The organism is Bradyrhizobium sp. 6(2017) (assembly GCF_011058295.2).
GTDB lineage: Bacteria > Pseudomonadota > Alphaproteobacteria > Rhizobiales > Xanthobacteraceae > Bradyrhizobium > Bradyrhizobium septentrionale.
Window position 1 is genome coordinate 1,140,035 of record NZ_CP049289.2, and the last position, 24,100, is coordinate 1,164,134.

Below are 24,100 nucleotides of genomic sequence, written 5' to 3' on the forward strand. Positions count from 1 at the left end.
GAATATGCTCAGGGGTTGAGTGTTTCGGTTTGCGTTTGGGCAACGGATCACCACAGAGAAAGAACTTAGACCGATGAGCGCACGCATTCTGGTAGTCGAAGACGAGGAAGCGCTGACGACACTGTTGCGCTACAACCTCGATGCGGAAGGCTACGACGTCGAAACGGTGGGACGCGGCGACGACGCCGACACCAGGTTGAAGGAGCGCATCCCCGACCTCGTTGTGCTGGACTGGATGCTGCCGGGCCTGTCCGGCATCGAACTGTGCCGCCGCCTGCGGGCGCGGCCCGAGACCAAGCAGCTTCCGATCATCATGCTGACCGCGCGCGGCGAGGAGAGTGAGCGCGTGCGCGGGCTTGCCACCGGCGCCGACGATTACATCGTCAAGCCGTTCTCGGTGCCCGAGCTGCTGGCGCGGGTGAAGGGCTTGCTGCGCCGTGCGAGCCCGGAGCGGCTTGCCACCGTGCTGACCTATGGCGATATCGAACTCGACCGCGAGAAGCGCCGCGTGGCGCGCTCCGGCCGCCCGATCGATCTCGGGCCGACCGAATATCGTCTGCTCGAATTCTTCCTCGAGCATCCCGGCCGGGTGTTCAGCCGCGAGCAGCTGCTCGACAGCGTCTGGGGCCGCGACATCTATATCGACGAGCGCACCGTCGACGTGCATATCGGCCGCCTGCGTAAGTTGCTCAATCCGGGCCGCGAGCAGGATCCGATCCGCACCGTGCGCGGCGCCGGCTACGCGCTCGACGACCGCTTCGCGAAGGCCGAGCCGCAGCCGTAACGGCCGTGTGGCATTCATAAACCGCAACACGTTGTCGTCCCGGCGAAAGCCGGGACCCATACGCCGCGGCCGGCGCAATCGGCACGCGGCCAGACGGCTTTCAAACAACACCCATTCGTGGTTATGGGTCCCGGCCTGCGCCGGGACGACGCCGGTGATGCATCCGGGCTACGGTTCTCACAAAAAAATCCCCGCTTTCACGGGGATTTCTTTTTCAGTCCTACGCCAGTTTCCCGAGTGCTCACTTGATCTGCGGTTTCGCCGACGGCCGGCGGCGATCGCCGGCGGGCTGGTAGGCGACGCGCGAGTGGTGTGCGCAATAGGGCAGGCCGCCGAGCGCCTTGCCGCCGCAGAAGAAGAATTCCGGGCTCGATGGATCGCCGACCGGCCAGTGGCAGGTGGCTTCGTTCAGCTCGAGCAGCGACAGCCGCTGGCTCATCGGCACCACGTTGTCGTAGGAGATCGGATCGGGCTCCATCTCGACCTCGAAGGCATGCGCCAGCGCGGTGTTGCCGCGCGAGACCGGACGCGCCACCCGCATCATGTGCTGGGCGGGGCGGGCCTTGCGCTGCCGCGGCGCGGCCGTGGAGGGGGCCTTGGCGCGGCCGGAGAGGCCGAGCCGATGCACTTTGCCGATCACGGCATTTCGCGTCACATTGCCAAGTTCCGCGGCGATCTGGCTGGCCGAGAGGCCAGACTCCCAGAGCTTCTTCAGCTGCTCGACGCGATCGTCGGACCAGGTCAATACAGTCATCGCATTCTTCCTTTCGCATGGCGCCGGCCAGTCATTGGAGCGACGCTGCGAGCCAAATCCGGGTCAAAATCCCAGCGGCCAGAATCCCTTAGCCCTCGCCGGGCGCGGTCTTGCGCCCGAACGTTTACGTGTGACACGAAGGCTACTTAGAGGGTCCAGTACTGCCGCACGAGATGTCGTACCCGACAGGCCAAACGCTACAATATGGCGTGACTCTGGCGCAAGAGTCCGCGGCCGTGCGTCCACATGTTCCCACAAAGTTAAGCACTGTAATGAGGCTTTTCCACCGCACCGGAATGCTCCGGATTGCGCTCGTTTCGCATCGCAGGAAGGCCGGCAAAGGCCGGCTCCTGGCGATTGACACCTACTGGCCGCAGCATAGAATGGCTGCACGTGCCGCCCGCAAAGGCGGCCGTTTTGTTTTCCGAAGCTGGCCGTTGCTGCACTGGCGTCAAGGCGCGCACGGCAATTGTCGGCTTCAAACCGGCAGTGAACGCCATGACCAACAGCGCCTCGTCGCATCTGCTCCCCGTCTTCGCCCGGGTCGATCTCGGCTTCGAGCGCGGTGAGGGCGCCTGGCTGATCGCAACCAACGGCGACCGCTATCTCGACTTCACCTCGGGCGTTGCGGTGAACGCGCTCGGGCACGCGCATCCGCATCTGGTCCAGGCGCTGCAGGAACAGGCGACCAAGCTCTGGCACATGTCGAACCTGTTCAAGAGCCCGGACGGCGAGGCGCTGGCCGCCCGGCTGTGCGAGCAGAGCTTTGCCGACTTCGTGTTCTTCTGCAATTCCGGCGCAGAGGCGATGGAGGGCGTGATCAAGCTGGTCCGCCATTATCACTTCTCCAAGGGCCATCCCGAGCGCTACCGCATCATCACCTTCGAAGGCGCCTTCCACGGCCGCACGCTGGGCACGCTGGCTGCGACCGGCTCGCCAAAATATCTCGAGGGTTTTGGCCCGCCGATGGACGGCTTCGACCAGGTGCCGCACGGCGACATCGAGGCCGTCAAGAAAGCGATCGGCCCGCACACTGCCGGCATCCTGATCGAGCCGGTGCAGGGCGAGGGCGGCGTGCGCTCGGCGCCGCAGGCGTTCTTCAAGGCGCTGCGCGCGCTCTGCGACGAGCATGGCCTGCTGCTCGCATTCGACGAGGTGCAGACCGGTATGGGCCGCACGGGCGATCTTTTCGCCTACAAGCGCACCGGCGTGACCCCTGACGTGATGTCGCTGGCGAAGGCGCTCGGCGGCGGCTTCCCGATCGGCGCGGTGCTGGCGAGCGCCAAGGCGGCTGAGGGCATGGCGCCGGGTTCGCACGGCTCGACCTTCGGCGGCAATCCGCTGGCGGTCGCCGCGGCCAATGCCGTGCTCGACGTGATGCTGAAACCCGGCTTCTTCGAGCACGTGCAGAAGATGTCGCTGCTGCTCAAGCAGAAGCTAGCCTCCGTCGTCGACCGCTATCCGTCCGTGCTGGCGGACGTGCGCGGCGAGGGGCTGTTGATCGGCGTCAAGGCCGTGGTGCCCTCCGGCGACCTGATCGTCGCGCTGCGTAACGAGAAGCTGCTCACCGTTGGCGCCGGCGACAATGTGGTGCGCTTCCTGGCGCCCCTGATCGTCACCGAGGCCGAGATCGACCAGTCGATCACAGCGCTCGAGCGCGCCTGCTCTGCGCTGGCGGCAACCCAGCCGAAGAAGGCGGCGGGATGATGAGCAAGCCTGTCCGCCACTTCCTCGACATCGACGAGGTGCCGCTCGCCGAGCTGCGCAACATGCTGTCCGCTGGCGCCGCCATGAAGGCGGCGCGGAAGGCGCATGAGAAGGGCAGGAAGCCGCTTGAGGGCAAGACGCTGGCGATGATCTTCGAGCGCCCGTCGACCCGCACAAGGGTGTCGTTCGACGTCGGCATGCGCCAGCTCGGCGGTGAAGCCATCATGCTGACCGGCGCCGAGATGCAGCTCGGCCGCGGCGAGACCATTGCCGACACCGCGCGCGTGCTGTCGCGCTATGTCGATGCGATCATGATCCGCATCCTCAACCATGACGCGCTGCTCGAGCTCGCGGCGCATGCCACCGTGCCTGTGATCAACGGCCTGACTCGGCGTTCACATCCCTGCCAGGTGATGGCCGACCTCATGACCTATGAGGAAAATCGCGGTTCGATCGAGGGCAAGACGGTGGCCTGGACCGGCGACGATAACAACGTGCTGGCCTCCTGGGCGCACGCCGCCGAGCGCTTCAAGTTCCAGCTCAATGTCGCGACCCCGCCGGAGCTCTCGCCGAAGAAGCCGATGCGCGACTGGATCAAGGCGACCGGCGCTCCGATCGTGCTCGGCACCGATCCGGAAGCCGCCGTGCGCGGCGCCGACTGCGTCGTCACCGACACCTGGGTGTCGATGGGCGACAAGGAGGGCGAGCACCGCCACAACGTGCTGAAGCCCTATCAGGTCAATGCCAAGCTGATGTCGCTCGCTAAGCCGGACGCACTGTTCATGCACTGCCTGCCCGCGCATCGCGGCGAGGAGGTCACCGACGAGGTGATCGACGGCCCGCAATCCGTGGTGTTCGACGAGGCGGAAAACCGCCTGCATGCGCAGAAGGGCATTCTGGCCTGGTGTTTCGACGCGGTCGCGTAGTCGTAGGTCACTAACGTTGTCGTCCCGGGCAAGCGCAGCGCGACCCGGGACCCATAACCACCGCTGTCAATTGTTGTGAAGGCTGGGGCCTCAGCTGGATGCATCAACCGACAGTGGTGGTTATGGGTCCTGCCCCAGTGCGCAATTGCGCACAAGGCAGGGACGAAGAGTTCGCGTTTAGCTCAACCCCTTTATTTCATGGTTCGAGACCCCAGATAGAGCGCCATGGTTTCACAATCCCCTGACATCAAAATCACGCCCGAGGCGCCGGTTCGCGCGCCGTCAGCGGTTCCTGTCGACGATGCCGTGCTGGCCTTCGAGGTCGGCGCGCTGGATCTGCGCGGCCGGCTGACCCGGCTCGGCCCCGCGCTCGACGAGATCCTGCACAAGCACGATTATCCGCCCGCGGTGGGCAAGCTGCTCGGCGAGGCCATCGTGCTGACCACGCTGCTCGGCTCGTCGGTCAAGTTCGAGGGCCGTTTCATCCTGCAGACCCGGACCGATGGTCCGGTCTCGCTGCTGATCGTCGATTTCCAGGCGCCCGACCGGCTGCGTGCCTATGCGCGTTACGACGAGGCGCGCCTCAAGACTGGTCAGAGCTCGGGCGAGCTGCTTGGCAAAGGCCATCTCGCGATGACCATCGACCAGGGCGCGAACACCACCAGCCGCTACCAGGGACTGGTCGCGCTCGACGGCGGCGGCCTCGAAGAGGCGGCCCACGAATATTTCCTGCGCTCGGAGCAGATTCCGACCCGGGTGCGCCTTGCGGTCGGCGAGGAGATGCGCGGCGGCGAGGGCGGCAAGCTGCACTGGCGCGCCGGCGGCATCCTGCTGCAATTCCTGCCCAAGGCGCCCGAGCGCGCCAAGCAGGCCGATCTGCACCCCGGCGATGCGCCGGAGGGCACGGCCACGCATCACGTGCCTGACGATGACGCCTGGGTCGAGGGACAGTCGCTGATCTCGACCGTCGAGGATGTCGAGCTGATCGATCCCGATCTCTCTGGCGAACGGCTGCTCTACCGGCTGTTCCACGAACGCGGCGTCCGCGTCTTCAACCCGCAGACGTTGCGCGCGCAGTGCTCCTGCTCGCGCGATGCGGTGTCGTCGATGCTGAAGAGCTTTGCGCCGAACGATCGCGCCGAGATGGTCAAGGACGGCAAGGTCGTCGTCACCTGCGAGTTCTGCTCGTCGGTGTATGAATTCACGCCGCAGGAAGCCGGCGTGGAGTAGGCGGCAACCTGTCCACGAGGCCCGGTAACCAGGCCTGTCAGCTCAGCAAGGTGCGGGTCTTGCTGACGGCGTCATAGATTTCGATCTGAAGCATCGGATAAGCCGCCTTCAGTTGTCGGCCGGACGTTTCAGCAGCCTCGACCGTGTCGAACTCCGACTTGAAATGTTTGTCGACAATGATCACGAAACCTTCGGCAGGAGGCCGGTCGGCGCGCAGTGGCTTCTTCGGCTCTGGTTCGTCAGTGGACGGTGGGGATTTCTTCATCATGGGAATTCCTCCTGGATCGACCTTCAACTCAGCCGGTGAAACGCCGGCGGCAAGACTTCACGAACGAGTTCGCTCAGATTCAGCGTCTCCCCGCTGTCGGTGATGTCCGAGAACAGCACCTCGACATAGGGGTGTTGGCGGTTGAACGCAGCACCGCGTTGGTATTTCGCACTGACGATCCGCTCGATCGCCGCCAGGTTAAGTCTGCCAAGCGCATTGTATTGATCGCGGAACAGGCTTCGGTGTCCGCCGCGGTGCTCGACAGACTCGGCCCAGACGTCCATCACCTTGCGGCCGATGAATGCCTCGATCCGTTCATTTCCATCCCGGGCGAGAAGCCGCAGCCCGTCCATGCTGTGCGGTCCGTCATCGACGCCGATTTGGGTAAGTGACATAACGAATCTCCTATTGTTGCAGTTTGCTTACATCGGCAGTCCCTCGGGGACTGCGCCGCCTTCATTGTCCCATCGCGACAAAGCCGCAGCGCGCGATCTCGCATCCTGACGCGCCTCCAGAACCTTGTTGCGATCGGCATCATCCTTGTGCTTGTGCAGGAAGCGCGCGATCTGCCCGCGGAGCGCCGCCGTCTCCAGCAGCTTTCCGACCGATCCGGCGGTGTCGAAGATTTCCCGCTGCAGCGTCTTCGGCAGGACGTTCCATTGCATGATGACGGCCGCGCCGAGACACCGCAGAACGTACTCCTCTTCGGCGGCAAGGGCCGCGCCGCGGGAGCGGTCCTGCTCCGCAACGTTCACTGCGTCGTCAAAATTGTCCGCCAGTTGCTGCTCGTTATCCGCGAGCGAAGCGAGGCGGTCTTGCTGCTCCTGAAACTTGCGGCTTTCGCCCTGACCGCTCGAACGCTTGATCAGTTCGCCATATGCGGCTGCCTTGGCACGATACTGCTGAGATTTGAACATGGCGGGCCCTTTCGCTGGAGGTCTCCGCGCATTCCGACCCAACTCGATGGCCGACGAGGATGATCTTTTATATGGGAAGCAAAGGGTCGAATAACGAGCACCAAGGCCACAAATCACCGGCAGAAGAAAATCGGATGGCGCGCGTGAATATCTGCACCGCGACAACGTTCACCGCGGTCGCCTGTTCCTGAAGGATAGGTCAGAGCCGATGTCGACGCCGTTGCCTGGTGAGAGACGACCGGAGGCCATGCTCTTCGGCATCCGATGAATGGCGGTCTCAATCCGCCTCGTAATGAGGCGGCTTTTCCTCAAGGTCGGCAGCCAGAGCTTCGGTTCTGATTGAATCAGAAGCGAAGCTCCAGTTTGTCAGTGTGACGCGTTTTCTTCACGCGAACCGATGTCCTTCGCTCGAAAACGCTCTAGCACGGCGTTCGAAGGCCGGGAGATGTCAGCCAATCATTGATGTGCGAGGCGGTCTCGATCAGGCGCGCCTTGCGAAGCATCGCATCGCGCTGAAGGCTGGGCAGGAATGGCTTCGCAGCATCCTTTATCCTCACCGCCTCGAACGCCAGCAGATCATGAGGCGGCGGTTCAGGTTGGCTGTGTTGGGCAATCGGCATAAAGCTCTCCTGATTACTGGCGGGAGCTTGCAGCACTCTCAGTCACCGGTATCGGCCAGAGGCGGAGCGGTGATGACCGCAGTAGATACCCCTTATGCCCGGTAGTCGACTTAATTCGTCATTGAGCGTCATATCCAGACTTTAGCGGGTGGGTTCGGGACGTCCACTATGCGGTTGACGATGTCAGAGAAGCCAATGGTGCGTCGAATGCATACACGAAGCCGGTCGGCTCATAGCTTAGCCGCACATCGCCGCGCAGCTGCCTGCCGAGCGTCTCGATCAGCCGTGTCCCGAAACTGCGCCTTTCGGGAGGGTGGACTGCCGGTCCGTTTTTCTCGGTCCATATCAGATGCAAGCGCTGTGTTGGTTGATCCAGCCTCCAACTGATGTCGATCCGCCCTTGTGGGGCGGACAGGGCGCCGAACTTCGTGGTGTTCGTGCAGAGCTCGTTGAGCGTCATTGCGATGGCGATAACGGCGCCCGACGTCATGCGAATATTGGGTCCTGAAATCGAGAATTTCGGCTCATCCGGATTGTTGAATGCTTCAGTGGCGCCGCGGACGACCGTGCCAAGATCCGCGCTGCTCCATCTTGCCTGCAGCAGGAGATCGTGCGCCCGCCCGAGCGCCAGCAGCCGGCCCTCGATGGCGTGCCGCGCGTGTTCAGCTCCTTCCAGGTTGCGCAGGCTCTGGGAGACGATGGCACCGACGGTTGCGAGCGTGTTCTTGATGCGGTGGTGCAGCTCCTCGAGGATCACCTTCTGCAGCTTGTCGGCCGCTTCGCGCTCCTTGGCGTCAATGCCGGCCGCGGTCAGCAAACTCTGGGCATCGATCTCGGCCTGCGCGAGGAGAAGGCGAAGGCTGACATTCTCTTCCGCCAGAACGTCTTGCTGCGGTGCTAAGCGGCTTGCAGCACGCGGGTCTGTGCGGAGGTCGGCTGGAGACATCATCGACCGTATCATTATAAGCTTGCTCTTCGGCGAATGTTTTCTGCGCAATCAGGGACGTATCCGGCAGGAAAGACGCGAGCGCATCAGGCGCGGCCGATCATGCCATGCATCTCAGCTATCACTTTCCCGGCATCGAGTGGCTTGGCGAAGGACCTGCTGCAGGCGGGAAGATGAAGGCTCGGCAGGTTCGATTGCCCCGATACCACGATGATCTTGATCGACGGCCAACGCCCGTGCACGGCATGTGCAAGTTCAAGGCCGTCCATGCTGCCGGGCATCTGGATGTCTGTGCATACCAGCGCGATATCGGACCTGGATTCCAGGATAGCCACAGCCTCATCGGCATCCATGGCCTCAAGTGGCGTATAGCCGGCGTCTTCCACCATTTCTACCGCGCGCATGCGAAGCAGCATCTCGTCCTCGACAATGAGCACAACAGCTGGAATGCCTGAATGATCGAGTACCATTAGAACGCCTGGAACGCCGCTCGCAGCGATTTGAGAGATCGAAGCTGCCCTGAACCGGACGAGGCAGTCGATCTGGGACAAGCATCTCGGTGCCCATTCGATCCCCGGCCAGCTGATGAATGATACAAGCTCGCCGCGAACGCACGTTGCCATCTCGCGCCGGCGACAAACGGCAGGCTTGCTCCTGCGTGTCACTAGCGTGTTGGTTCTCAGTTGGGAGCGAGCACACAGCAGCGCACCGCCCTCTTAGGCCGTTCAATCGGCCGGTCCGCCGCGCTTACTGCAGAGAAGCTCCTGCATTTCGGCGGCATTTCGCGCGCCTCGTCCACGGCGGCCACCGCTCGGATCATCCTGCGGCGAAAGCGCGCAGCGTTGGATCACCATTGAATGACGACCGCGGCGGCGACCAGCAGCACCAAGAAGATCGGCAGCAGCACCGGTGGTACGAGCAACCCGCGAAGATCGAATTTGGAGATATCTGACATGTGACCGCCTGTTTTGGTCAAGGCGGGAGCGCAACACTCTCAGTCACCGGTAACAGCCCGGGGCGCGCGGTGATACTGAAACACGTAGCGATCCTTCCGCCCGACAACAAGGCGAATCGCGATCTATTTGTGGGGGCCTGGAGCGAGTGGGCTTGTCATTCGTTAGTGGAGTAGCCACGTAAGCGGTAGCGCAACTGTATTGTTACAGCATCCCCTTTGCGGAAGCGCGAAGCCTTAGCCGCCAAATCTTGCCCCCGATATCGACCGACGACACGTCGCTTCAATGTGCGCGTCTCGGGGCACGGCGCGCCATGGCATCAACCTGATAGGCCTCATCCATGATTGAGTTTCCAAATCATAGTCGTTCATACGACCAGACGCGGCGCGCCGTGCGGTTTTGGGGATATGACAGTGCTATTGAGGCATCATTCTTCGTCACCGAAGGCGCCTTGAAGCGCATTCAATCGGATGCCTACCTCGACGAGCCAGGCCTTTTGAACGCATTCGATGCCAATCGCGATCTGATATGTGCCGCCGCTGCCAGGGTCTATGTTCGCGGAAGCAGGGGATCTTACGATCTGGTTGCTGCGAACTTCTGAAATCGGCGCCGTCGATCCGATCACGCGAGACAATCTGGCAGATTGAGCACGTTGGTCGAGCTTGCGAGCGATCAACTGGAGGATGTCATGGATACGAGTTTCGTACAGACTTTCCTGGCGTGCGGAGGAATTTTCGTTCTCTCGTTCGTTGCGATCGGGGCTTTCTGGCTCCTGGAGCGCATGCGGGGCGCCAGTGCCCCTCACATGTGAAGGCGGGGGCAGTTGGCCGGCAGACCAGGTCCTCGCCGTTTGCAACGCCGCCAAAAAGAAAGGCCGCGGATTTCTCCGCGGCCCTTTTGGGGCTTTCGGTTTACTCAGTAGCGGTCGGTCCCGATTCCGACGCTCACGCCCGGCGCGCGGAACCCGATGCCACCACGCTCTTCATAATCACGGCGCTCAATGTAGCGCTCGCGGGGCGCATATCCGTATGAATCACCGCGCTCACGGATGATGACGCGGCGTTCGCCACGTTCACGCCAGCAGCGGCCGTCCTCATTGCAAACCATGCGGACGTTTTGGATGTTGCTCTCCGGTGTAGCGGACGCGCCGAGCGAGAGCGGTCCGGCGTAAGCCGTGGTTGTGGCAGTCATGACAAGGGCACTTGCGCCGGCCGCCAAATAGATCGCGAGATTCTTCATACTAATCCTCCAAAAGTGCTTGTGTCAGGAAGCCAATGGTCTCGCGAGGCATTGGTTCCTGGTGCCGACCCGTCGGTTCCATTGATCGCGTGACGGCCGCGCCGCCCCAACGCGCAATTTCACATTGAATGATGGCGAGTTGACTGGCCGTCGAGCAAATCAGAAAAGTTCGAAACTATTTCTGTTGCTCAGAAGCATGGTGCCTCGCATTCGCGGGCATGGCACCTGTCAAAGTGTCGTGTACATTGACGCGACTGCCGTCTGGCTTGCTGACGTAAAGATGGCGTTCCAGAACGGACTGCATGTTCTCAAACATCGCATAGAGATCGTCGCAATAGACCGAAGGATTATCGTAGCCGTTCGCCTTGGAGAAACGGTGCGGAAGATAGCCGCCCCCGCAGGCGTTCATGAACTTGCATTGCCGACACTTCGCGCAAAGATTGATTGAAGCATCGCGCGCGGCTTTCCAGCGAGGCTCGTTCCTGACAGCGTCGATCGCATGATCGAAGATGTTGAAGCTGGTGTTCGTGAAGCCGTCGCCCGCAATCCGCAGCACATCGTGCGCCTCCACGGTGCCATCGGTCATGATGGTGCAAAGCTCGACGGGCTTGTGGCCGACGCCCTCGGTCGGTGAATTGTTGTCGAGCAGCGCGGTGATCATGTCGGAAATGATGCGGATATTGGCCGTCGGTGTGGCGCGATTCGCCTCCAGCCATACGTCGAACAAGCCCTTGTAGAACGCGGCAATGGATGGCGGCTGCTCGTCCACCGTCGCGTCGGGGATCATGATGTCGTAGTTGGAGATCCCGCACGCAGCGAAAAAATCGGCATATTGCTGCGGCGCATAAGCGGGATTGCAGACTGCCAGGGCAATCACGCCAATCTCGCGCGACACCAGCATGCGAGCGGCTCGTTCGACAGCGGCGTGGGTGCCCGTACCCTGGAACGTCTTGCGGTGAGTGTCGTGAATGTGCGCCGGCCCATCCAGACTGATCGCGACCGAAATGTTGTGGGCCTCGAAGCAGGCCAGCCAATCGTCATCGATCAACACGCCGTTGGTCGTGACCGCGATGGGTATCTCGCAGCCGGTCCGTGATGAAATATCCTCGCAGGCCTCGGCAATGCGGTGGAAGTTCTCGGCGCCCCACAGCAGCGGTTCACCCCCGTGCAGAATGATGGGAAAATCGACGAGGGCGTATCTGAGAACGTGCTGTTCTATGCGCTGCAGCAATTGCTGCTGCACGTCCGGGCTCATGAGCTTGGGCTTGCTATAAACGGACGCGTCGCGGAACCAGTAACAATAGGAGCAATCGATGTTACATCTCGTTGCAACCTTGACCAACAATTGCGTGATCGGCTGATCCTGGAAAGCGGCAAAATCTGCACCGTCCGCTGACATGCCGATACCGAGACTGGTTGAAGGAGCTAGCTAGAGCGTTTTCGAGCGAAGTGGATACCGGTTCGCGTGAAGAAAACGCGTCAAAACAAAGAGCTAGAGCTTCGGTTCTGATTCAATCAGAACCGAAAATGCTCTAGTACCCTCGAACAAATCCGCCTCGGCGAAACGCGCCCGCGCCCGGAGCGTACGCCGCTCTGCGAAACGCGCCTGCGCTAGGCCCCTTGGCAAAACCCCCACGCCTGAAAGCGGCTTGGGTCACCACGGCTTCGTCGGCGACGACTCCTTGCTGCACACCCTGTCCGCGCAGATCGCTCAGCAATGCGTCGATACCCTGATGGTCGCTTTGAATGATTGCGTCCGGCCCATGGAGCTGGATGAGGCTCGCCAAAACCTTCAGCGTCGTAATCGGCATGGTCACGCTCCTGTATTCGCAGCGCGGTGCAGGGATCAACCGAAGCCCGGCGCATTGAACAGCCCGAGCAACAACAAAGTATACCGTTTTTGTCGCAGAGGCAACGTGGTCGGTCCGGGCCAATCCCTTAGGGCGCAATTTCCGGATACGCTCGTGCACTATGCCACAAGCACGTTGATGCAAGGAAACCAACGTGTTGGATCGCACCGCGAGAGTGCGGACCTATGTTTGACCGTCACAGCTTCGTCGCGATCGCTCTCCACGGTGACGGAGAGCGTGCGGACTGGCTCCCTGAAGACTTGTGGCGCGCACCCTTGCCGCGACGTTGTCGCCGGGGAGTCTCAGTTCAACACCCTTTTCCCATCCGGGCTCGGGCTGTCCAGCGAGAACGTCGGCACGTCGATGTCGAAGCGCTCGCCGGCTTCGGTGACCATCTGGTAACTGCCGGTCATGAAGCCGGAGGCGGTCGGCAGCGGCACGCCCGAGGTGTATTCGAAGCGCTCGCCGGGCGCGAGCACCGGCTGCTCGCCGACCACGCCCTCGCCACGCACCTCCTGGCGGCGCCCGGTGGCGTCGGTGATGATCCAGTGCCGGGTGCGCAGCTGCACCGTTTCCGGCCCCGCATTGACGATCACGATCTTGTACGACCAGAAATACTCGCGCCGATCGACCGATGAGCGCTCCGGCATGAAGTTCGGCTCGACGGTGACTTCGATCTGGCGGGTAACGGCGCGGTACATACGGCTCAATCCGATGATCTCGGCGCAAAATCCGTTTTCGACCGGATCATGCGCAAACAGGCGCCTATCATAGCCAATTGGTCAGCCGGAACCAATCGCTTGCCGGGCCGTGAAAAGCCGGTCCCGGGGCCGGCCGTTCATCGCGGTTTCAACATAGTTCCGCTCTAAAGCGCGGCGGCATGCCGCCGCACTCTGTGCTTTGTCGGCAAGGCTTTCTCCGGAAGTCGTGGACCGGTATTATCTTTTCAGCACGGCCTGCGGGGCGTCCGCAGCCGACACGGTGTTTGATGAGCTCGATTGCCGATCCCATAGCCGGTTCGCCGGTGGCTGAGGCCAAGACTGACGTCAAGGCCGAGGCAAAAGCCGATGCCGAGGTGAAGGCGAAGGCCGCGGCGCCTGCGATCACGCTGCCGGTGACCGGCGAGCGCGAGCTCAGGCTCGACCTGTTCCGCGGGCTCGCGCTGTGGCTGATCTTCATCGATCATCTGCCGACCAATCTCCTGACCTGGCTGACGATCCGCAATTACGGCTTCTCCGACGCCACGGAGATCTTCATCTTCATCTCCGGCTACACCGCGGCCTTCGTCTATGGCCGCGCCATGCTGGAGGGCGGCTTCGTGATCGCGACCGCGCGCATCCTGCGCCGGGTCTGGCAGATCTATGTCGCGCATGTCTTCCTGTTCACGATCTTCCTCGCCGAGATCTCCTATGTGGCGACCTCGTTCGAGAACCCGCTCTACACCGAAGAGATGGGGATCATGGACTTCCTCAAGCAGCCCGACGTCACCATCGTCCAGGCGTTGCTGCTGCGCTTCCGTCCGGTCAACATGGACGTGCTGCCGCTCTATATCGTCTTGATGCTGTTCCTGCCGCTGATCCTGTGGCTGATGAAATGGAAGCCCGATGTCACGCTCGGCCTGTCGGTCGTGCTCTACGCGGTGACCTGGCAGTTCGACCTCTATCTCTCGGCCTATCCGAACGGCTTCTGGGCGTTCAATCCGTTCGCCTGGCAATTGCTGTTCGTGTTCGGTGCCTGGTGTGCGCTGGGCGGCGCGCGGCGGATGTCGCACATCCTGTCGTCGAACATCACGATGTGGATCTGCATCGTTTATCTGGTCGCCGCGTTCTTCGTGACGCTGACCTGGTACGTGCCGCAGCTCGGCCACATCATGCCCAAGGTGATCGAGCAATGGATGTATCCGATCAACAAGACCGACTTGGACGTGTTGCGGTTCGCGCATTTCCTGGCGCTCGCAGCCCTCACCGTGCGCTTCCTGCCCCGGGATTGGCCGGGGTTGAAATCGCCCTGGCTGCGACCTTTGATCCTGTGTGGCCAGCATTCGCTTGAGATATTCTGTCTCGGGGTCTTCCTCGCCTTTGCCGGTCACTTCGTGCTTGCCGAAGTATCTGGCGGTGCCGCACTGCACGCCTTGATCAGCGTCAGCGGCATCCTCATCATGTGCGGCATGGCGTGGATTATTTCGTGGTACAAACACTCCGCCGACAAAGGCGCCTCGAAAAAAGGCGCCGGCGGCAACGCCGATATGGCGGGAGGGGGAGCATGATGTCCGCGCGGACGCTGCTGGGCCTGACGCTATTGGCCGCCTGTTTGGCGGCGGCGCCCGCACGCGCCGGCGACACCGCCGAGCCGCCCGCGCCGCCCTGCGACGTGCCCGCCTATCTGCTTTCGACCGAAAGCTCGCTGCCGAAGGTCATGGATGCCGTGAAGGCCAACCAGCCGCTCAACGTGCTAGTGGTCGGCAGCCGCTCCTCGACCATTCCTGGCAACGAGGCGAGCGCCTATCCGGCCACGCTGCAGGCGGCGCTCAAGGAGGCATTGCCGTCGTCTGTGATCGATCTATCCGTAGAATTACAGGGAAAGAGCACCGCCGAGGAGACCGCGGGAACCCTTGTTAAGCTTGCTGAAGCAAAAAAGCCTACTTTGGTTATCTGGCAGACCGGCACGGTCGATGCTATGCGAGCAGTCGATCCCGACGATTTCCGTACCGCCATCAACGACGGCGTTGTTGCGTTGCGGGGCGCCGGGACTGACGTGGTGCTGGTCAATCTGCAATACAGCCCGCGTACGGAGACGATGATCTCTGCACCGCCATATCTCGACAATATGAAGGTGGTGGCGCAGCAGCACGACGTTCCGCTGTTCGACCGGTTCGCGATCATGAAGCAATGGAGCGACGCCGGATATTTTGACCTGTTCAGCACCTCGCATGGTGTCGACCTGGCCAAGAAGGTTCATGCCTGTCTCGGCCGGGCCCTTGCGAAATTCGTGATCGATGCGGCCCATCTGGGCCCGGTGCAGCAGAATTAGAGGAAGCAGAGTTGATGCGTTTTGCGTTCCCTTTTCGCCTCACCGTAGGGCGAACCCTGTGCGCCGTTGCGGCGCTCGCGCTGCTCGCGCCGCTATCGGTTACGCCGTCGCGCGCGCAGACCGGCCAGGGCGATCAGCATGCGGCACTCGCGCCCGGTGCCAAGTCTGAGGCCGCACGGCCTGACGCGGACAAGCCCGCCGCCATCGAAGCCGATGCGGCCAATCAGCAGCCCGGCGTCGCCGCGAAGGCGTTCGACAAGGTGAGGCAGGTCGCCAAATCCGCCAGCGACATTTTCCACCGCGTGCCGTGCCAGCAGCCCAAGGGCGTGCCGAGCTCGACCGGCTCGCTGCCGCATGTCGCGGCCAAGCTCGCCGCCGGCAAGCCGGTCGTGATCATCGCATTCGGCTCGTCCTCGACGGAAGGGTATGGTTCGTCGGCGCCCCAATTCACCTATCCGAACCGGCTCGCCGGACAGCTGCGCCGGCAGTATCCGTCCGCCGACATCACCGTGCTCAACCGCGGCAAGGGCGGCGAGGACGCGCCCGAGATGATGGCACGGCTGCAGACCGAAGTGATCGACGTGCATCCCGACATGGTGATCTGGCAGGTCGGCACCAACGCGGTGCTGCGCAACCTCGATCCCTCCGAGACCGCAAAGCAGGTCGAGGACGGCGTGGCGCGGCTGCAGGCCTCCGGCGCCGACGTCGTGCTGGTCGATCCGCAATATTCGCCGCGCGTCACCGAGCGTCCCGAAAGCGCGCGCGGCATGGTGAAGCTGCTCGGCCGCATCGCCGCCCTGCGCCATGTCGGCATCTTCCCGCGCTTCGAGGTGATGCGCGACTGGCACGAGCGGCAGGCGATCCCGATCAACGATTTCGTCACCGCTGACGGCCTGCATATGAACGACTGGGGCTACGCCTGCTTCGCCCAGCTGCTCGGCGACGACATCATCCGCTCGGTCGGCGCGATCAAGATCGGCGTCAACGTCCCCGGCGACGTGCGGACCTACCGGCCGATGTGATCGGGCTCGTTCTCTCCCTGCGTCTAATGTGTCACCGTCACCCTGAGGAGCGCGAAGCGCGTCTCGAAGGGTCGACGGCCAGACTGTGGCCGTGCATCCTTCGAGACGCGCTACGCGCTCCTCAGGATGACGGGTCTGACAGCCTCAGAGGGTCTGATAGCCTCGCGGCGAACGGCGCCCTCAATCTTGACCTCGCCGCGGTAATCCGCTCCCTTGGCGCCTGAACCAATCTCCTTCGGGAAGACGCCTCAAGGGAAACGCTCATGTCTTTCGTGCTGGCCATCGATCAGGGCACCACTTCGTCGCGCGCCATGGTGTTTCGCGGCGACATCTCCATCGCCGCGGTGGCGCAGCAGGAATTTCCGCAGCATTTTCCAGCCTCCGGCTGGGTCGAGCACGAGCCGGAGGACATCTGGACCTCGACCGTGATGGTGTGCCGCGAGGCGTTGGAGCAGGCCGGCCTCAAGGCCAAGGACATCGCCGCGATCGGCATCACCAACCAGCGCGAGACCACCGTGGTGTGGGACCGCGCCACCGGACAGGCGGTGCACCGCGCCATCGTCTGGCAGGACCGCCGCACCGCCGACATCTGCGCCAAACTGAAGGCCGAAGGCCACGAGCCCGCGATCTCGGCCAAGACCGGGTTGATCATCGACCCTTATTTCTCCGGGACCAAAGTCGCCTGGATCCTCGATCACGTGCCGGGCGCGCGCGAACGCGCCGAGCGCGGCGAACTGCTGTTCGGCACCGTCGACTGCTACCTGCTGTGGCGGCTCACCGGCGGGCGTGTGCATGCCACCGACGCCACCAACGCCTCGCGCACGCTGCTGTTCAACATCCACAGCGGCGCGTGGGACGACGACCTCATCAATCTGTTGCGCGTGCCGCGCTCGATGCTGCCCGAGGTGAAGGATTCCTCCGCCCGCTTCGGCGAGAGCACCGCCGATCTGTTTGGCGGCCCGATCGCGATTTCCGGCATCGCCGGCGACCAGCAGGCCGCGATCATCGGCCAGGCCTGCTTCGAGCCCGGCATGATGAAGTCGACCTACGGCACCGGCTGCTTCGCGCTGCTCAACACCGGCACCACGCCGGTGGCCTCGAAGCACAAGCTGCTCACGACGATCGCCTATCAGCTCAACGGCCAGCGCACCTACGCGCTCGAGGGCTCGATCTTCGTCGCCGGAAGCGCCGTGCAGTGGCTGCGCGACGGGCTCGGCATCATCAAGCATGCCGCCGAGACCGGGCCGCTTGCCGACAAGTCCGACTCGATGCAGAGCGTCTACCTGGTGCCGGCCTTCGTCGGCATGGGCGCGCCGTACTGGAATCCGCGCGTGCGCGGCGCGCTGTTCGGGCTGACCCGCAACACCGGCCCGGCGGAGCTCGCGCATGCGACGCTGGAAAGCGTCTGCTACCAGACCTTCGATCTGTGGGCCGCGATGCGCACCGACTGGCCGGAGGCCAACGCCACCAACACCGTGCTGCGCGTCGATGGCGGCATGACCGCGTCGGACTGGACCATGCAGCGGCTCGCCGATCTGCTCAACGCCCCGGTCGACCGTCCGATGATCCAGGAGACCACGGCGCTCGGTGCGGCCTATCTCGCCGGGCTCGAGGCCGGCGTCTATCCGGAGCCTGCAAAATTCGCCGACAATTGGCGGCTCGAGCACCGCTTCAGGCCGGCGATGAGCGAGGCAACGCGCGACCGTAAGCTCGCCGGCTGGGCGCGCGCCGTGAAGGGCGTGCTGGCGAGCGACGAGGGGGAATAGCGAACTGTGCGGTAGACGCTCCACACCTCCCCTGCAAGCGGGAGAGGGGGCGCAGCACAGCTGTGGCTGAAGACGTCTCAAAACCAATAACAACCATCGGAGAGAACAACATGAACACGGATTTCAACCGGGTCACCAGACTACTCACCGCCGCGCTCTGCGCCGTGATGCTGGCCGCTCCCGCCGCGGCGCGCGAGAAGCCGAGCCCGCTGGTGGCGGCGCGCGAGGTCAAGACCGACGTCGCCGGGCTGACGGCGCCGGGCCAGATCCTGGTCGACGTCTGGGGCATCCCGCACATCTATGCCGGCAACGAGCACGACCTGTTCTTCCTGCAGGGCTTCAACGCCGCGCGCGACCGGCTCTGGCAGATCGATCTCTGGCGCAAGCGCGGGCTCGGCCTGTTGGCGAAGGATTTCGGCCCCGCTTATGCCGAGCAGGACAAGGCGCTGCGCCTGTTCCTCTATCGTGGCGACATGAATGCGGAATGGGCCGCCTATGGCCCGAAGGCGAAATCCTATGCCGAGGCCTTCGTCGCCGGCGTCAACGCCTATGTCGCCGACGTCAAGGCGGGCAAGCGGCCGCTGCCGATCGAGTTCAGGATCGCAGGCACGATGCCGGACCTGTGGTCGGCGGAGGATGTCGTGCGCGTCCGGAGCCACGGCCTGACCCGCAACGTCGCCTCCGAGGTGAAGCGCGCGCAGGTCGCGTGTGCCGCAGGCCTCGATGCCGATCGCTTCCGCGTCAAGCTGGAGCCGGCATGGACCACCAAGATCCCCGACGGGCTCGATCCCTGCAGCGTGCCGAAAGGCGTGCTCGCAGCCTATGACCTCGCCACGCGCCCAGTCGCCTTCGCCACGCCGAAGGACCTGAAGGCGGCGCTGGCGCATGATCCCGACACATTCCTCGCCGCCGCCGACCAGCAGCGCGACACCATCGGCTCCAACAACTGGGTGATCGCGGCCTCACGCACCGCGACCGGGCGTCCGATCCTCGCCAACGATCCGCATCGCGAGCACTCGGTGCCGTCGCTGCGCTACATCGTCGCCCTCAACGCGCCCGGCATCTCCGTGATCGGCGCGGGCGAGCCGGCGCTGCCAGGCATCTCGATCGGCCACAACGACACCATCGCGTTCGGCCTGACCATCTTCAACGTCGACCAGGAAGACCTCTACGTCTACGAGCTCAACCCTGACAATCCGAACCAGTACCGCTACGGCACGGGCTGGGAGGACATGCGCATCGTGCACGAGAAGGAAGCGGTGAAGGGCGAGGCCGACCGCGACCTCGAGCTGAAGTTCACTCGCCACGGCCCGGTGATCTATGTCGACGATGCAAAGAAGCGCGCCTTCGCCGTGCGCTCGATCTGGTTCGAGCCGGGCACCTCGGCCTATTTCGGCTCCTCCGACTACATGACCGCGAAGAGCTGGAAAAGTTTCCTCGGCGCGATGCGGCGCTGGGGCGCGCCGTCGGAGAACCAGGTCTATGCCGACACGTCAGGCAATATCGGCTGGGTCGCCGCCGGCAAGACGCCGCGCCGCACGAGCTTCGATGGATTGATGCCGGTGCCCGGCGACGGCCGCTACGAGTGGCAGGGCTTCCTGTCGCTCGACGAATTGCCGAAACTGTATCAGCCGAAGCAGGGATTCATCGCCACCGCCAACCAGATGAACTTGCCGGCGGATTATCCGGTCAATGAGCGCCGCGTCGGCTTCGAATGGTCCGACAGCGCGCGCTGGCAGCGCATCACCGAGGTGCTGCAAGCCAACAGCAAGGTGACGCTGGCGGACGCGATGGCGCTGCAGAACGACGACACCGGCATGCTCGCGCGCCGGTTGGTCGCGCTGTTGAAGCCGCTGTCATCCGACGATGCCAATGTGAAGAAGGGGCTCGACCTGTTGAAGGCATGGGACGCGCGCGATGCGGCCGACAGCGCCGCCGCTGCGGTCTACGAGGTCTGGATCGCGAACCATCTCGGCCCGGTCCTGCTCAAGACCACGGCGCCGAAGGTGGCCGAGCTGATCGCGCCGGAGGCGTCCAGCATCTCCGCCATCGTCGGCTATCTCGAAAAGCCCGACGCTGCGCTCGGCAGCGATCCCGCCGCCGAACGCGACCGCGTGCTGCGCGACAGCCTCGGCGCGGCCGTCGCCGACGTCACCGCAAAGCTCGGACCCGATGCCTCGACCTGGCGCTGGGGCCGGCTGCATGTCGCAAAATTCGATCACGCGCTGATGCCGCTCGCCGACAAGGCCACCGCGGCGCAGATGACGGTCGGCCCGCTCGCCTATGGCGGCGCCGCCAACGTGCCGCGCGCCGCCACCTATCGCCGCTCCGACTATCACCTCACCGCGGGCGCCTCGTTCCGCATGGTGCTCGACGTCGGCAATTGGGATGCGAGCCGCACCATCAACACGCCAGGCCAATCCGGCGATCCCTTCAGCGCCCACTACCGCGACCTCGCGCCGCTGTGGGCCGCGGGCCAATATGTGCCGCTGCTCTACAGCCGCCCGGCCGTGGAGGCCGCGACGGCGGAAGCGATCACGCTGACGCCGCGGTGAGGGAAGGCTGGTGGCCGCCCAAAACTCCACTGTCGTCCCGGCGAAAGCCGGGACCCATAACCACAGGGTTGCGTTGTTGAACGGCGCTGTGGCCCCAGCGCGCAAAAGCAATCGGCATCGGTGGTTATGGGTCCCGGCCTTCGCCGGGACGACAGTGAATATGTGGCCGATATCGTCGACTACTTCACCTGCTTCTCCTGCAACTCAAGCATCGCGCGCAGCGTGTCGTCGCTGAGCTTGCCGTTCGGTGACGGCGTGCGCCGCTCGACGGTCTCGACCGGGCGCGCGTGCTGCGGGATAACCTGAGTGCTCATCACCGGCGCGCCATCCGTGACGTCCTCGGCCGCACCAGCCGCGCTCGTCCCATGTGCGTAACCGATGCCGCGCCGCCGCCGTGCCGGCTTCGGCTTCGGTGGCGGCGGCGTATAGATGATCGGCGGCAGCGTGTGATGGCGCGACACGGCCTCTGCTCCGGTAGCCTCTCCACATCGAGCGCCTGATTCGCCAAAACGCCGACTGACAAATCGGTAATATTGTTACGCCGCGTTGCATTGCATGTGCCGCGAGACACGCGGATATTTCCCGCCGATAATTGGAAACAAAGGTCGCATGATGCTGCTACCCGACGGGTACTCCGACATCCCCCACGGCAAGATCGCCGCCGTCGTCACACATCTGGAAATGACCGAGCGCCCGCCGCGCCGCGACGATCCGCCCGGCGCGTGGCGCCTGTGCAAGGTCGATCCGCCCGCGCTCGACTGGTACCGCGATCTCTACCGCCGCGTCGGCGAGGAATGGCTGTGGTTCACCCGCACGGGGCTCGATGACGCCGATCTGGCTGCTCGGATCCACGCGCCCGGCATCGAGCTCTACGGGCTGGTCGTTGACGGCCATGATGAAGGCCTGCTCGAACTTGATTTGAGCGAGCCCGGCCAATGCGAGCTGCTCTATTTCGGCGTCACCGCAAAATTCATCGGCACCGGCGCCGCGCGCTTCCTGATGAACCGCGCTCTCGAGATCGCCTGGTCGCGCGACGTCAACCGCGTCTGGGTGCATACCTGCACCTTCGACCATCCCGCGGCTGTCGCGTTCTACCAGCGCTCCGGCTTTCGTCCGTTCAAGCGGCAGATCGAGGTGGCCGACGATCCCAGGCTCGACGGTAAATTGCTGCGCGATGCGGCGAGGCATGTGCCGGTGATTGCGTAACGGGGCTGCGGCAGCAGAGACGTGACCTCAGTGGAATCTGTCGCGTGGCCGCTCGGCCGGGCCTTGGGGACCTTTTGGCGCGGTCGCGGCTCTTAGCTCGTCGGCCGTGACACGGCAGTCGCCATTGCTGTCGAAGCGCAGGATGAACGCGTTCGGTTTCTCGACGAATTCCTTGCGGGTAATCTTGCCGTCCTGATTTTCGTCCAAATAGCCGAAGTCAGCGTCGGCCAATGTCGCATCGGCTTTCTGAACCGTGGCGAACTCGGATCGGTCGAGCTTGCCGTCGCGATTGTGGTCTGCGGAGGCAAAGATCCGATCGGCAAAGCTCTTCCATTCATCGCAGGTGTAGACGCCGTCGCGATTGGCATCCCAGATCGGCGGCACGCTCTTGAGCAGCCCATCCTGCGCAGGCCGACCACTGGATTGGGCAAGAAGCGGGCCGCTCGTCAGAAGCAGCCCCAAGGCCGTAACCCATAGAAGTTTTTCGCGCGACAAATCCCCCTCCCGCTTCTGAGCCGCGAGCATCGGCTTCTGATGGAGCCTGCGCGGGTCATCTGCCGGAGTTGAGATAGAAAATCGATGTGGACTGCTGGTGCATCTCATAGCAAAAAAGTACTGTTTTCGTGAACGGCTCCGCTTCGCGCTCGTCCGGCAATCGTGAGTGAAACATGTTCCTGATCGGCCAATACGACTCGCCCTTTGTCCGCCGCACCGCGATTGCGCTGCGGCTCTATGGGTTGCCCTTTGAGCACAGACCGTGGTCGACTTTCGGCGATGCGGAGCAGGTCGCGGCCTACAACCCGGTGCGGCGGGTGCCGACGCTGGTGCTTGACGATGGCGAAGCGCTGATCGAGAGCGGTGCGATCCTGGATTATCTCGACGAACTGGTCGGGCCGGAGAAAGCGATGATCGCGCGCTCCGGGCCTGAGCGGCGCAAGCATCTGCGCATCACGGCGCTCGCGACCGGGCTCGCCGACAAGGCGGTGAGCCTGATCTACGAGCGCGTGCTGCGCAAGGAGCAGCTCAAGCTTTGGGTCGAGCGTTGCGATGCGCAGATATCAGGCGTGCTCGCGGTGTTGGAGAAGGAGAGGGCGGCGGTGCCATCGCCGTATTGGCTGGAGAAGCGCATCGGCCATGCCGACATCGCGGTCGCCTGCGCGCTGCGCTTCACCGGCGAGGCGCATCCGCATCTGTTCGACGCGCGCTATCCTGCGCTGCAGGCCCACGCCGCGCGCTGCGAGGCGCTGCCGCCGTTCCAGGAGATCGTGCAGCCTCTGGCGCCGCCGAGCGGTTAGGGGATAGCGCCGCTCTCTCTCCATCGTCATTCCGGGGCTCGCGAAGCGAGAGCCCGGAATCCATCAGGCCGCGGGTTCCGTGGATGGATGGATTCCGGGCTCGACGCTTCGCGTCGCCCCGGAATGACGAGTGGATGGAGGCGCGCGCCCCTGCCACTGAGTTGCCCGACGGCGCAAGCCCCAGGAGCAAAAATATTTCGGTTTATCGGAATTGCAACTTAGTGTATGGTTCGCCCGTCTCACCCGATCGAGGGGCGCTTCGCGGTCGTCACGAACGCGGTGTGGGATGCGGTGGACGCCGAGTGTGTGACTGACGAGAGCACGCGAAGCGGACGGTGAAGTCGTGTGGTCCTGACGCCCTAACGGCAGGTGTCTCGTCGCAACACGCGAAGGCGCGTTACGACGGCGGTGACAAGCAAGCCCAGTCTCGCCGGGGAGAGCACGAAGTAAGCCGTAACCCATCGCGCAGGGAAAGCCGGGTTGTTTCCGGTTACACCTGTGGTCCTACCCCCGAGCTTTCTACCCATTGCTCGGGGCCCATGGGTGCGATCGGCACCCGGCTTTCCCTGCGCCCTCTGTTCGAGAGGAGGGCGGAACGAAGAGCAAAGCTCGGACAAATCATGTCGCGAGAACGCGAAGCTGCGTCCCCACCCACACTGTCATCGCCCGGCTCGACCGGGCGATCCAGTACGCCGCGGCTTCTCGATTCAAGCACAACCGTCTCTGGAATACTGGATCGCCCGGTCGAGCCGGGCGATGACAGCGAACAAGCTGTTTGACAGGTTGAATCGAAAACCATCCTCATCGTCGTCTTGGCCTAGTGCGCAATTGCGCACGGGAGCCAGGACCCATTACCCCAAATCTCAATTGTTGTGCGACGCTGGGGCCACGATCCTCGTTCGCCATCCAACTGCGGTGGTTATGGGTCCTGGCTTTCGCCAGGACGACGAACGGAGAGAGAGCTGCACAATCCATTTCATCACGAGGCAATTCACCACCCCGCGCGACCCCGGGGACGTGCGCTTCGGGCTA

Annotated in this window: 26 protein-coding genes; 12 read left to right on the plus strand and 14 right to left on the minus strand. The window is 63.5% G+C overall.

What is annotated here, in order from left to right; genetic code table 11:
• The first annotated feature begins 73 nt into the window (after positions 1–73).
• Complete coding sequence (gene phoB / locus G6P99_RS05340; RefSeq protein WP_029079895.1) at positions 74–784, plus strand: phosphate regulon transcriptional regulator PhoB; 711 nt, start codon at positions 74–76, stop codon at positions 782–784.
• 241 nt (positions 785–1,025) lie between these two features.
• On the opposite strand, the gene G6P99_RS05345 is transcribed toward phoB, so the two are convergent.
• Both G6P99_RS05345 and G6P99_RS05350 read right to left on the minus strand, forming a co-directional pair.
• Positions 1,026–1,538 (minus strand): GcrA family cell cycle regulator, encoded by a 513-nt coding sequence (locus G6P99_RS05345; RefSeq protein WP_029079894.1) that lies wholly within the window; start codon positions 1,536–1,538, stop codon positions 1,026–1,028.
• Positions 1,539–1,798: 260 nt separating this feature from the next.
• The gene (locus G6P99_RS05350; protein WP_156928484.1) at positions 1,799–2,038 is read right to left on the minus strand and encodes a hypothetical protein; all 240 of its coding nucleotides are present in this window, start codon (positions 2,036–2,038) and stop codon (positions 1,799–1,801) included.
• Between G6P99_RS05350 and G6P99_RS05355 the strand changes: the two genes are divergently transcribed.
• From G6P99_RS05355 to G6P99_RS05365, 3 genes are all read left to right on the plus strand, one after another.
• Positions 2,037–3,245: an aspartate aminotransferase family protein gene (locus tag G6P99_RS05355; protein ID WP_029079893.1), complete on the plus strand. Its 1,209-nt coding sequence runs from the start codon at positions 2,037–2,039 to the stop codon at positions 3,243–3,245. The genes G6P99_RS05350 and G6P99_RS05355 overlap by 2 nt on opposite strands.
• Positions 3,245–4,171, plus strand: coding sequence for an ornithine carbamoyltransferase (gene argF / locus G6P99_RS05360; RefSeq protein WP_029079892.1), 927 nt, complete (start codon positions 3,245–3,247; stop codon positions 4,169–4,171). Before G6P99_RS05355 ends, argF begins: the two co-directional genes overlap by 1 nt.
• A gap of 225 nt (positions 4,172–4,396) precedes the next feature.
• Positions 4,397–5,401: an Hsp33 family molecular chaperone gene (locus G6P99_RS05365; protein ID WP_029079891.1), complete on the plus strand. Its 1,005-nt coding sequence runs from the start codon at positions 4,397–4,399 to the stop codon at positions 5,399–5,401.
• A 37-nt stretch (positions 5,402–5,438) separates the two neighbouring features.
• Here the strand turns inward: G6P99_RS05365 and G6P99_RS05370 are convergent, their stop codons facing one another.
• From G6P99_RS05370 to G6P99_RS05395, 6 genes are all read right to left on the minus strand, one after another.
• A complete protein-coding gene (locus G6P99_RS05370; protein WP_224497023.1) occupies positions 5,439–5,669 on the minus strand; it encodes a hypothetical protein in 231 nt (76 codons plus the stop codon).
• A 23-nt stretch (positions 5,670–5,692) separates the two neighbouring features.
• The gene (locus G6P99_RS05375) at positions 5,693–6,064 is read right to left on the minus strand and encodes a hypothetical protein (protein WP_029079889.1); all 372 of its coding nucleotides are present in this window, start codon (positions 6,062–6,064) and stop codon (positions 5,693–5,695) included.
• A 27-nt stretch (positions 6,065–6,091) separates the two neighbouring features.
• Positions 6,092–6,586 carry a hypothetical protein gene (locus G6P99_RS05380; RefSeq protein ID WP_035976533.1) on the minus strand — a complete coding sequence of 165 codons (495 nt, stop codon included), beginning with the start codon at positions 6,584–6,586 and terminating at the stop codon, positions 6,092–6,094.
• Positions 6,587–7,005: 419 nt separating this feature from the next.
• Positions 7,006–7,242 carry a hypothetical protein gene (locus G6P99_RS05385; protein ID WP_156928482.1) on the minus strand — a complete coding sequence of 79 codons (237 nt, stop codon included), beginning with the start codon at positions 7,240–7,242 and terminating at the stop codon, positions 7,006–7,008.
• Positions 7,243–7,372: 130 nt separating this feature from the next.
• Positions 7,373–8,152, minus strand: a complete 780-nt coding sequence (locus G6P99_RS05390; RefSeq protein WP_029079887.1) for a sensor histidine kinase — start codon at positions 8,150–8,152, stop codon at positions 7,373–7,375.
• Between the two features lie 86 nt (positions 8,153–8,238).
• Entirely contained in the window at positions 8,239–8,622 is a 384-nt protein-coding gene (locus G6P99_RS05395) for a response regulator (protein ID WP_029079886.1), read from the minus strand.
• Positions 8,623–9,445: 823 nt separating this feature from the next.
• Here G6P99_RS05395 and G6P99_RS05400 point away from each other — a divergent pair.
• Entirely contained in the window at positions 9,446–9,706 is a 261-nt protein-coding gene (locus G6P99_RS05400) for a DUF1488 domain-containing protein (protein ID WP_084518382.1), read from the plus strand.
• A gap of 314 nt (positions 9,707–10,020) precedes the next feature.
• Here the strand turns inward: G6P99_RS05400 and G6P99_RS05405 are convergent, their stop codons facing one another.
• The 4 genes from G6P99_RS05405 to apaG all read right to left on the minus strand — a co-directional run bounded on the left by G6P99_RS05405 (position 10,021) and on the right by apaG (position 12,895).
• On the minus strand, positions 10,021–10,344 hold the full coding sequence (locus G6P99_RS05405; protein WP_029079884.1) for a hypothetical protein: 324 nt from the start codon (positions 10,342–10,344) through the stop codon (positions 10,021–10,023).
• Positions 10,345–10,519: 175 nt separating this feature from the next.
• A complete protein-coding gene (locus tag G6P99_RS05410; protein ID WP_051346118.1) occupies positions 10,520–11,743 on the minus strand; it encodes a radical SAM protein in 1,224 nt (407 codons plus the stop codon).
• Between the two features lie 133 nt (positions 11,744–11,876).
• Positions 11,877–12,155 (minus strand): hypothetical protein, encoded by a 279-nt coding sequence (locus tag G6P99_RS05415; RefSeq protein ID WP_029079883.1) that lies wholly within the window; start codon positions 12,153–12,155, stop codon positions 11,877–11,879.
• Positions 12,156–12,496: 341 nt separating this feature from the next.
• Positions 12,497–12,895, minus strand: coding sequence for a Co2+/Mg2+ efflux protein ApaG (gene apaG / locus G6P99_RS05420; RefSeq protein WP_029079882.1), 399 nt, complete (start codon positions 12,893–12,895; stop codon positions 12,497–12,499).
• A gap of 287 nt (positions 12,896–13,182) precedes the next feature.
• Between apaG and G6P99_RS05425 the strand changes: the two genes are divergently transcribed.
• The 5 genes from G6P99_RS05425 (at position 13,183) to G6P99_RS05445 (ending at position 20,567) form a co-directional block, all read left to right on the plus strand.
• Entirely contained in the window at positions 13,183–14,460 is a 1,278-nt protein-coding gene (locus tag G6P99_RS05425; protein ID WP_029079881.1) for an OpgC domain-containing protein, read from the plus strand.
• Positions 14,460–15,224 carry an SGNH/GDSL hydrolase family protein gene (locus G6P99_RS05430; protein ID WP_029079880.1) on the plus strand — a complete coding sequence of 255 codons (765 nt, stop codon included), beginning with the start codon at positions 14,460–14,462 and terminating at the stop codon, positions 15,222–15,224. The genes G6P99_RS05425 and G6P99_RS05430 overlap by 1 nt, the downstream gene beginning before the upstream one ends.
• A gap of 14 nt (positions 15,225–15,238) precedes the next feature.
• Positions 15,239–16,246 carry an SGNH/GDSL hydrolase family protein gene (locus G6P99_RS05435; RefSeq protein ID WP_165127500.1) on the plus strand — a complete coding sequence of 336 codons (1,008 nt, stop codon included), beginning with the start codon at positions 15,239–15,241 and terminating at the stop codon, positions 16,244–16,246.
• A 263-nt stretch (positions 16,247–16,509) separates the two neighbouring features.
• Positions 16,510–18,012: a glycerol kinase GlpK gene (gene glpK, locus G6P99_RS05440; RefSeq protein ID WP_029079878.1), complete on the plus strand. Its 1,503-nt coding sequence runs from the start codon at positions 16,510–16,512 to the stop codon at positions 18,010–18,012.
• A 110-nt stretch (positions 18,013–18,122) separates the two neighbouring features.
• A complete protein-coding gene (locus G6P99_RS05445; RefSeq protein ID WP_029079877.1) occupies positions 18,123–20,567 on the plus strand; it encodes a penicillin acylase family protein in 2,445 nt (814 codons plus the stop codon).
• Positions 20,568–20,746: 179 nt separating this feature from the next.
• Here G6P99_RS05445 and G6P99_RS05450 read toward each other — a convergent pair whose 3' ends face one another.
• Positions 20,747–21,028 carry a hypothetical protein gene (locus G6P99_RS05450; protein WP_029079876.1) on the minus strand — a complete coding sequence of 94 codons (282 nt, stop codon included), beginning with the start codon at positions 21,026–21,028 and terminating at the stop codon, positions 20,747–20,749.
• Positions 21,029–21,179: 151 nt separating this feature from the next.
• On the opposite strand from G6P99_RS05450, the gene G6P99_RS05455 reads away from it, so the two are divergent.
• Entirely contained in the window at positions 21,180–21,773 is a 594-nt protein-coding gene (locus G6P99_RS05455; RefSeq protein ID WP_029079875.1) for a GNAT family N-acetyltransferase, read from the plus strand.
• Positions 21,774–21,800: 27 nt separating this feature from the next.
• On the opposite strand, the gene G6P99_RS05460 is transcribed toward G6P99_RS05455, so the two are convergent.
• A complete protein-coding gene (locus G6P99_RS05460; RefSeq protein ID WP_165127502.1) occupies positions 21,801–22,268 on the minus strand; it encodes an EF-hand domain-containing protein in 468 nt (155 codons plus the stop codon).
• Between the two features lie 173 nt (positions 22,269–22,441).
• Between G6P99_RS05460 and G6P99_RS05465 the strand changes: the two genes are divergently transcribed.
• Positions 22,442–23,068 carry a glutathione S-transferase family protein gene (locus G6P99_RS05465; protein WP_029079874.1) on the plus strand — a complete coding sequence of 209 codons (627 nt, stop codon included), beginning with the start codon at positions 22,442–22,444 and terminating at the stop codon, positions 23,066–23,068.
• Positions 23,069–24,100 lie beyond the last annotated feature (1,032 nt).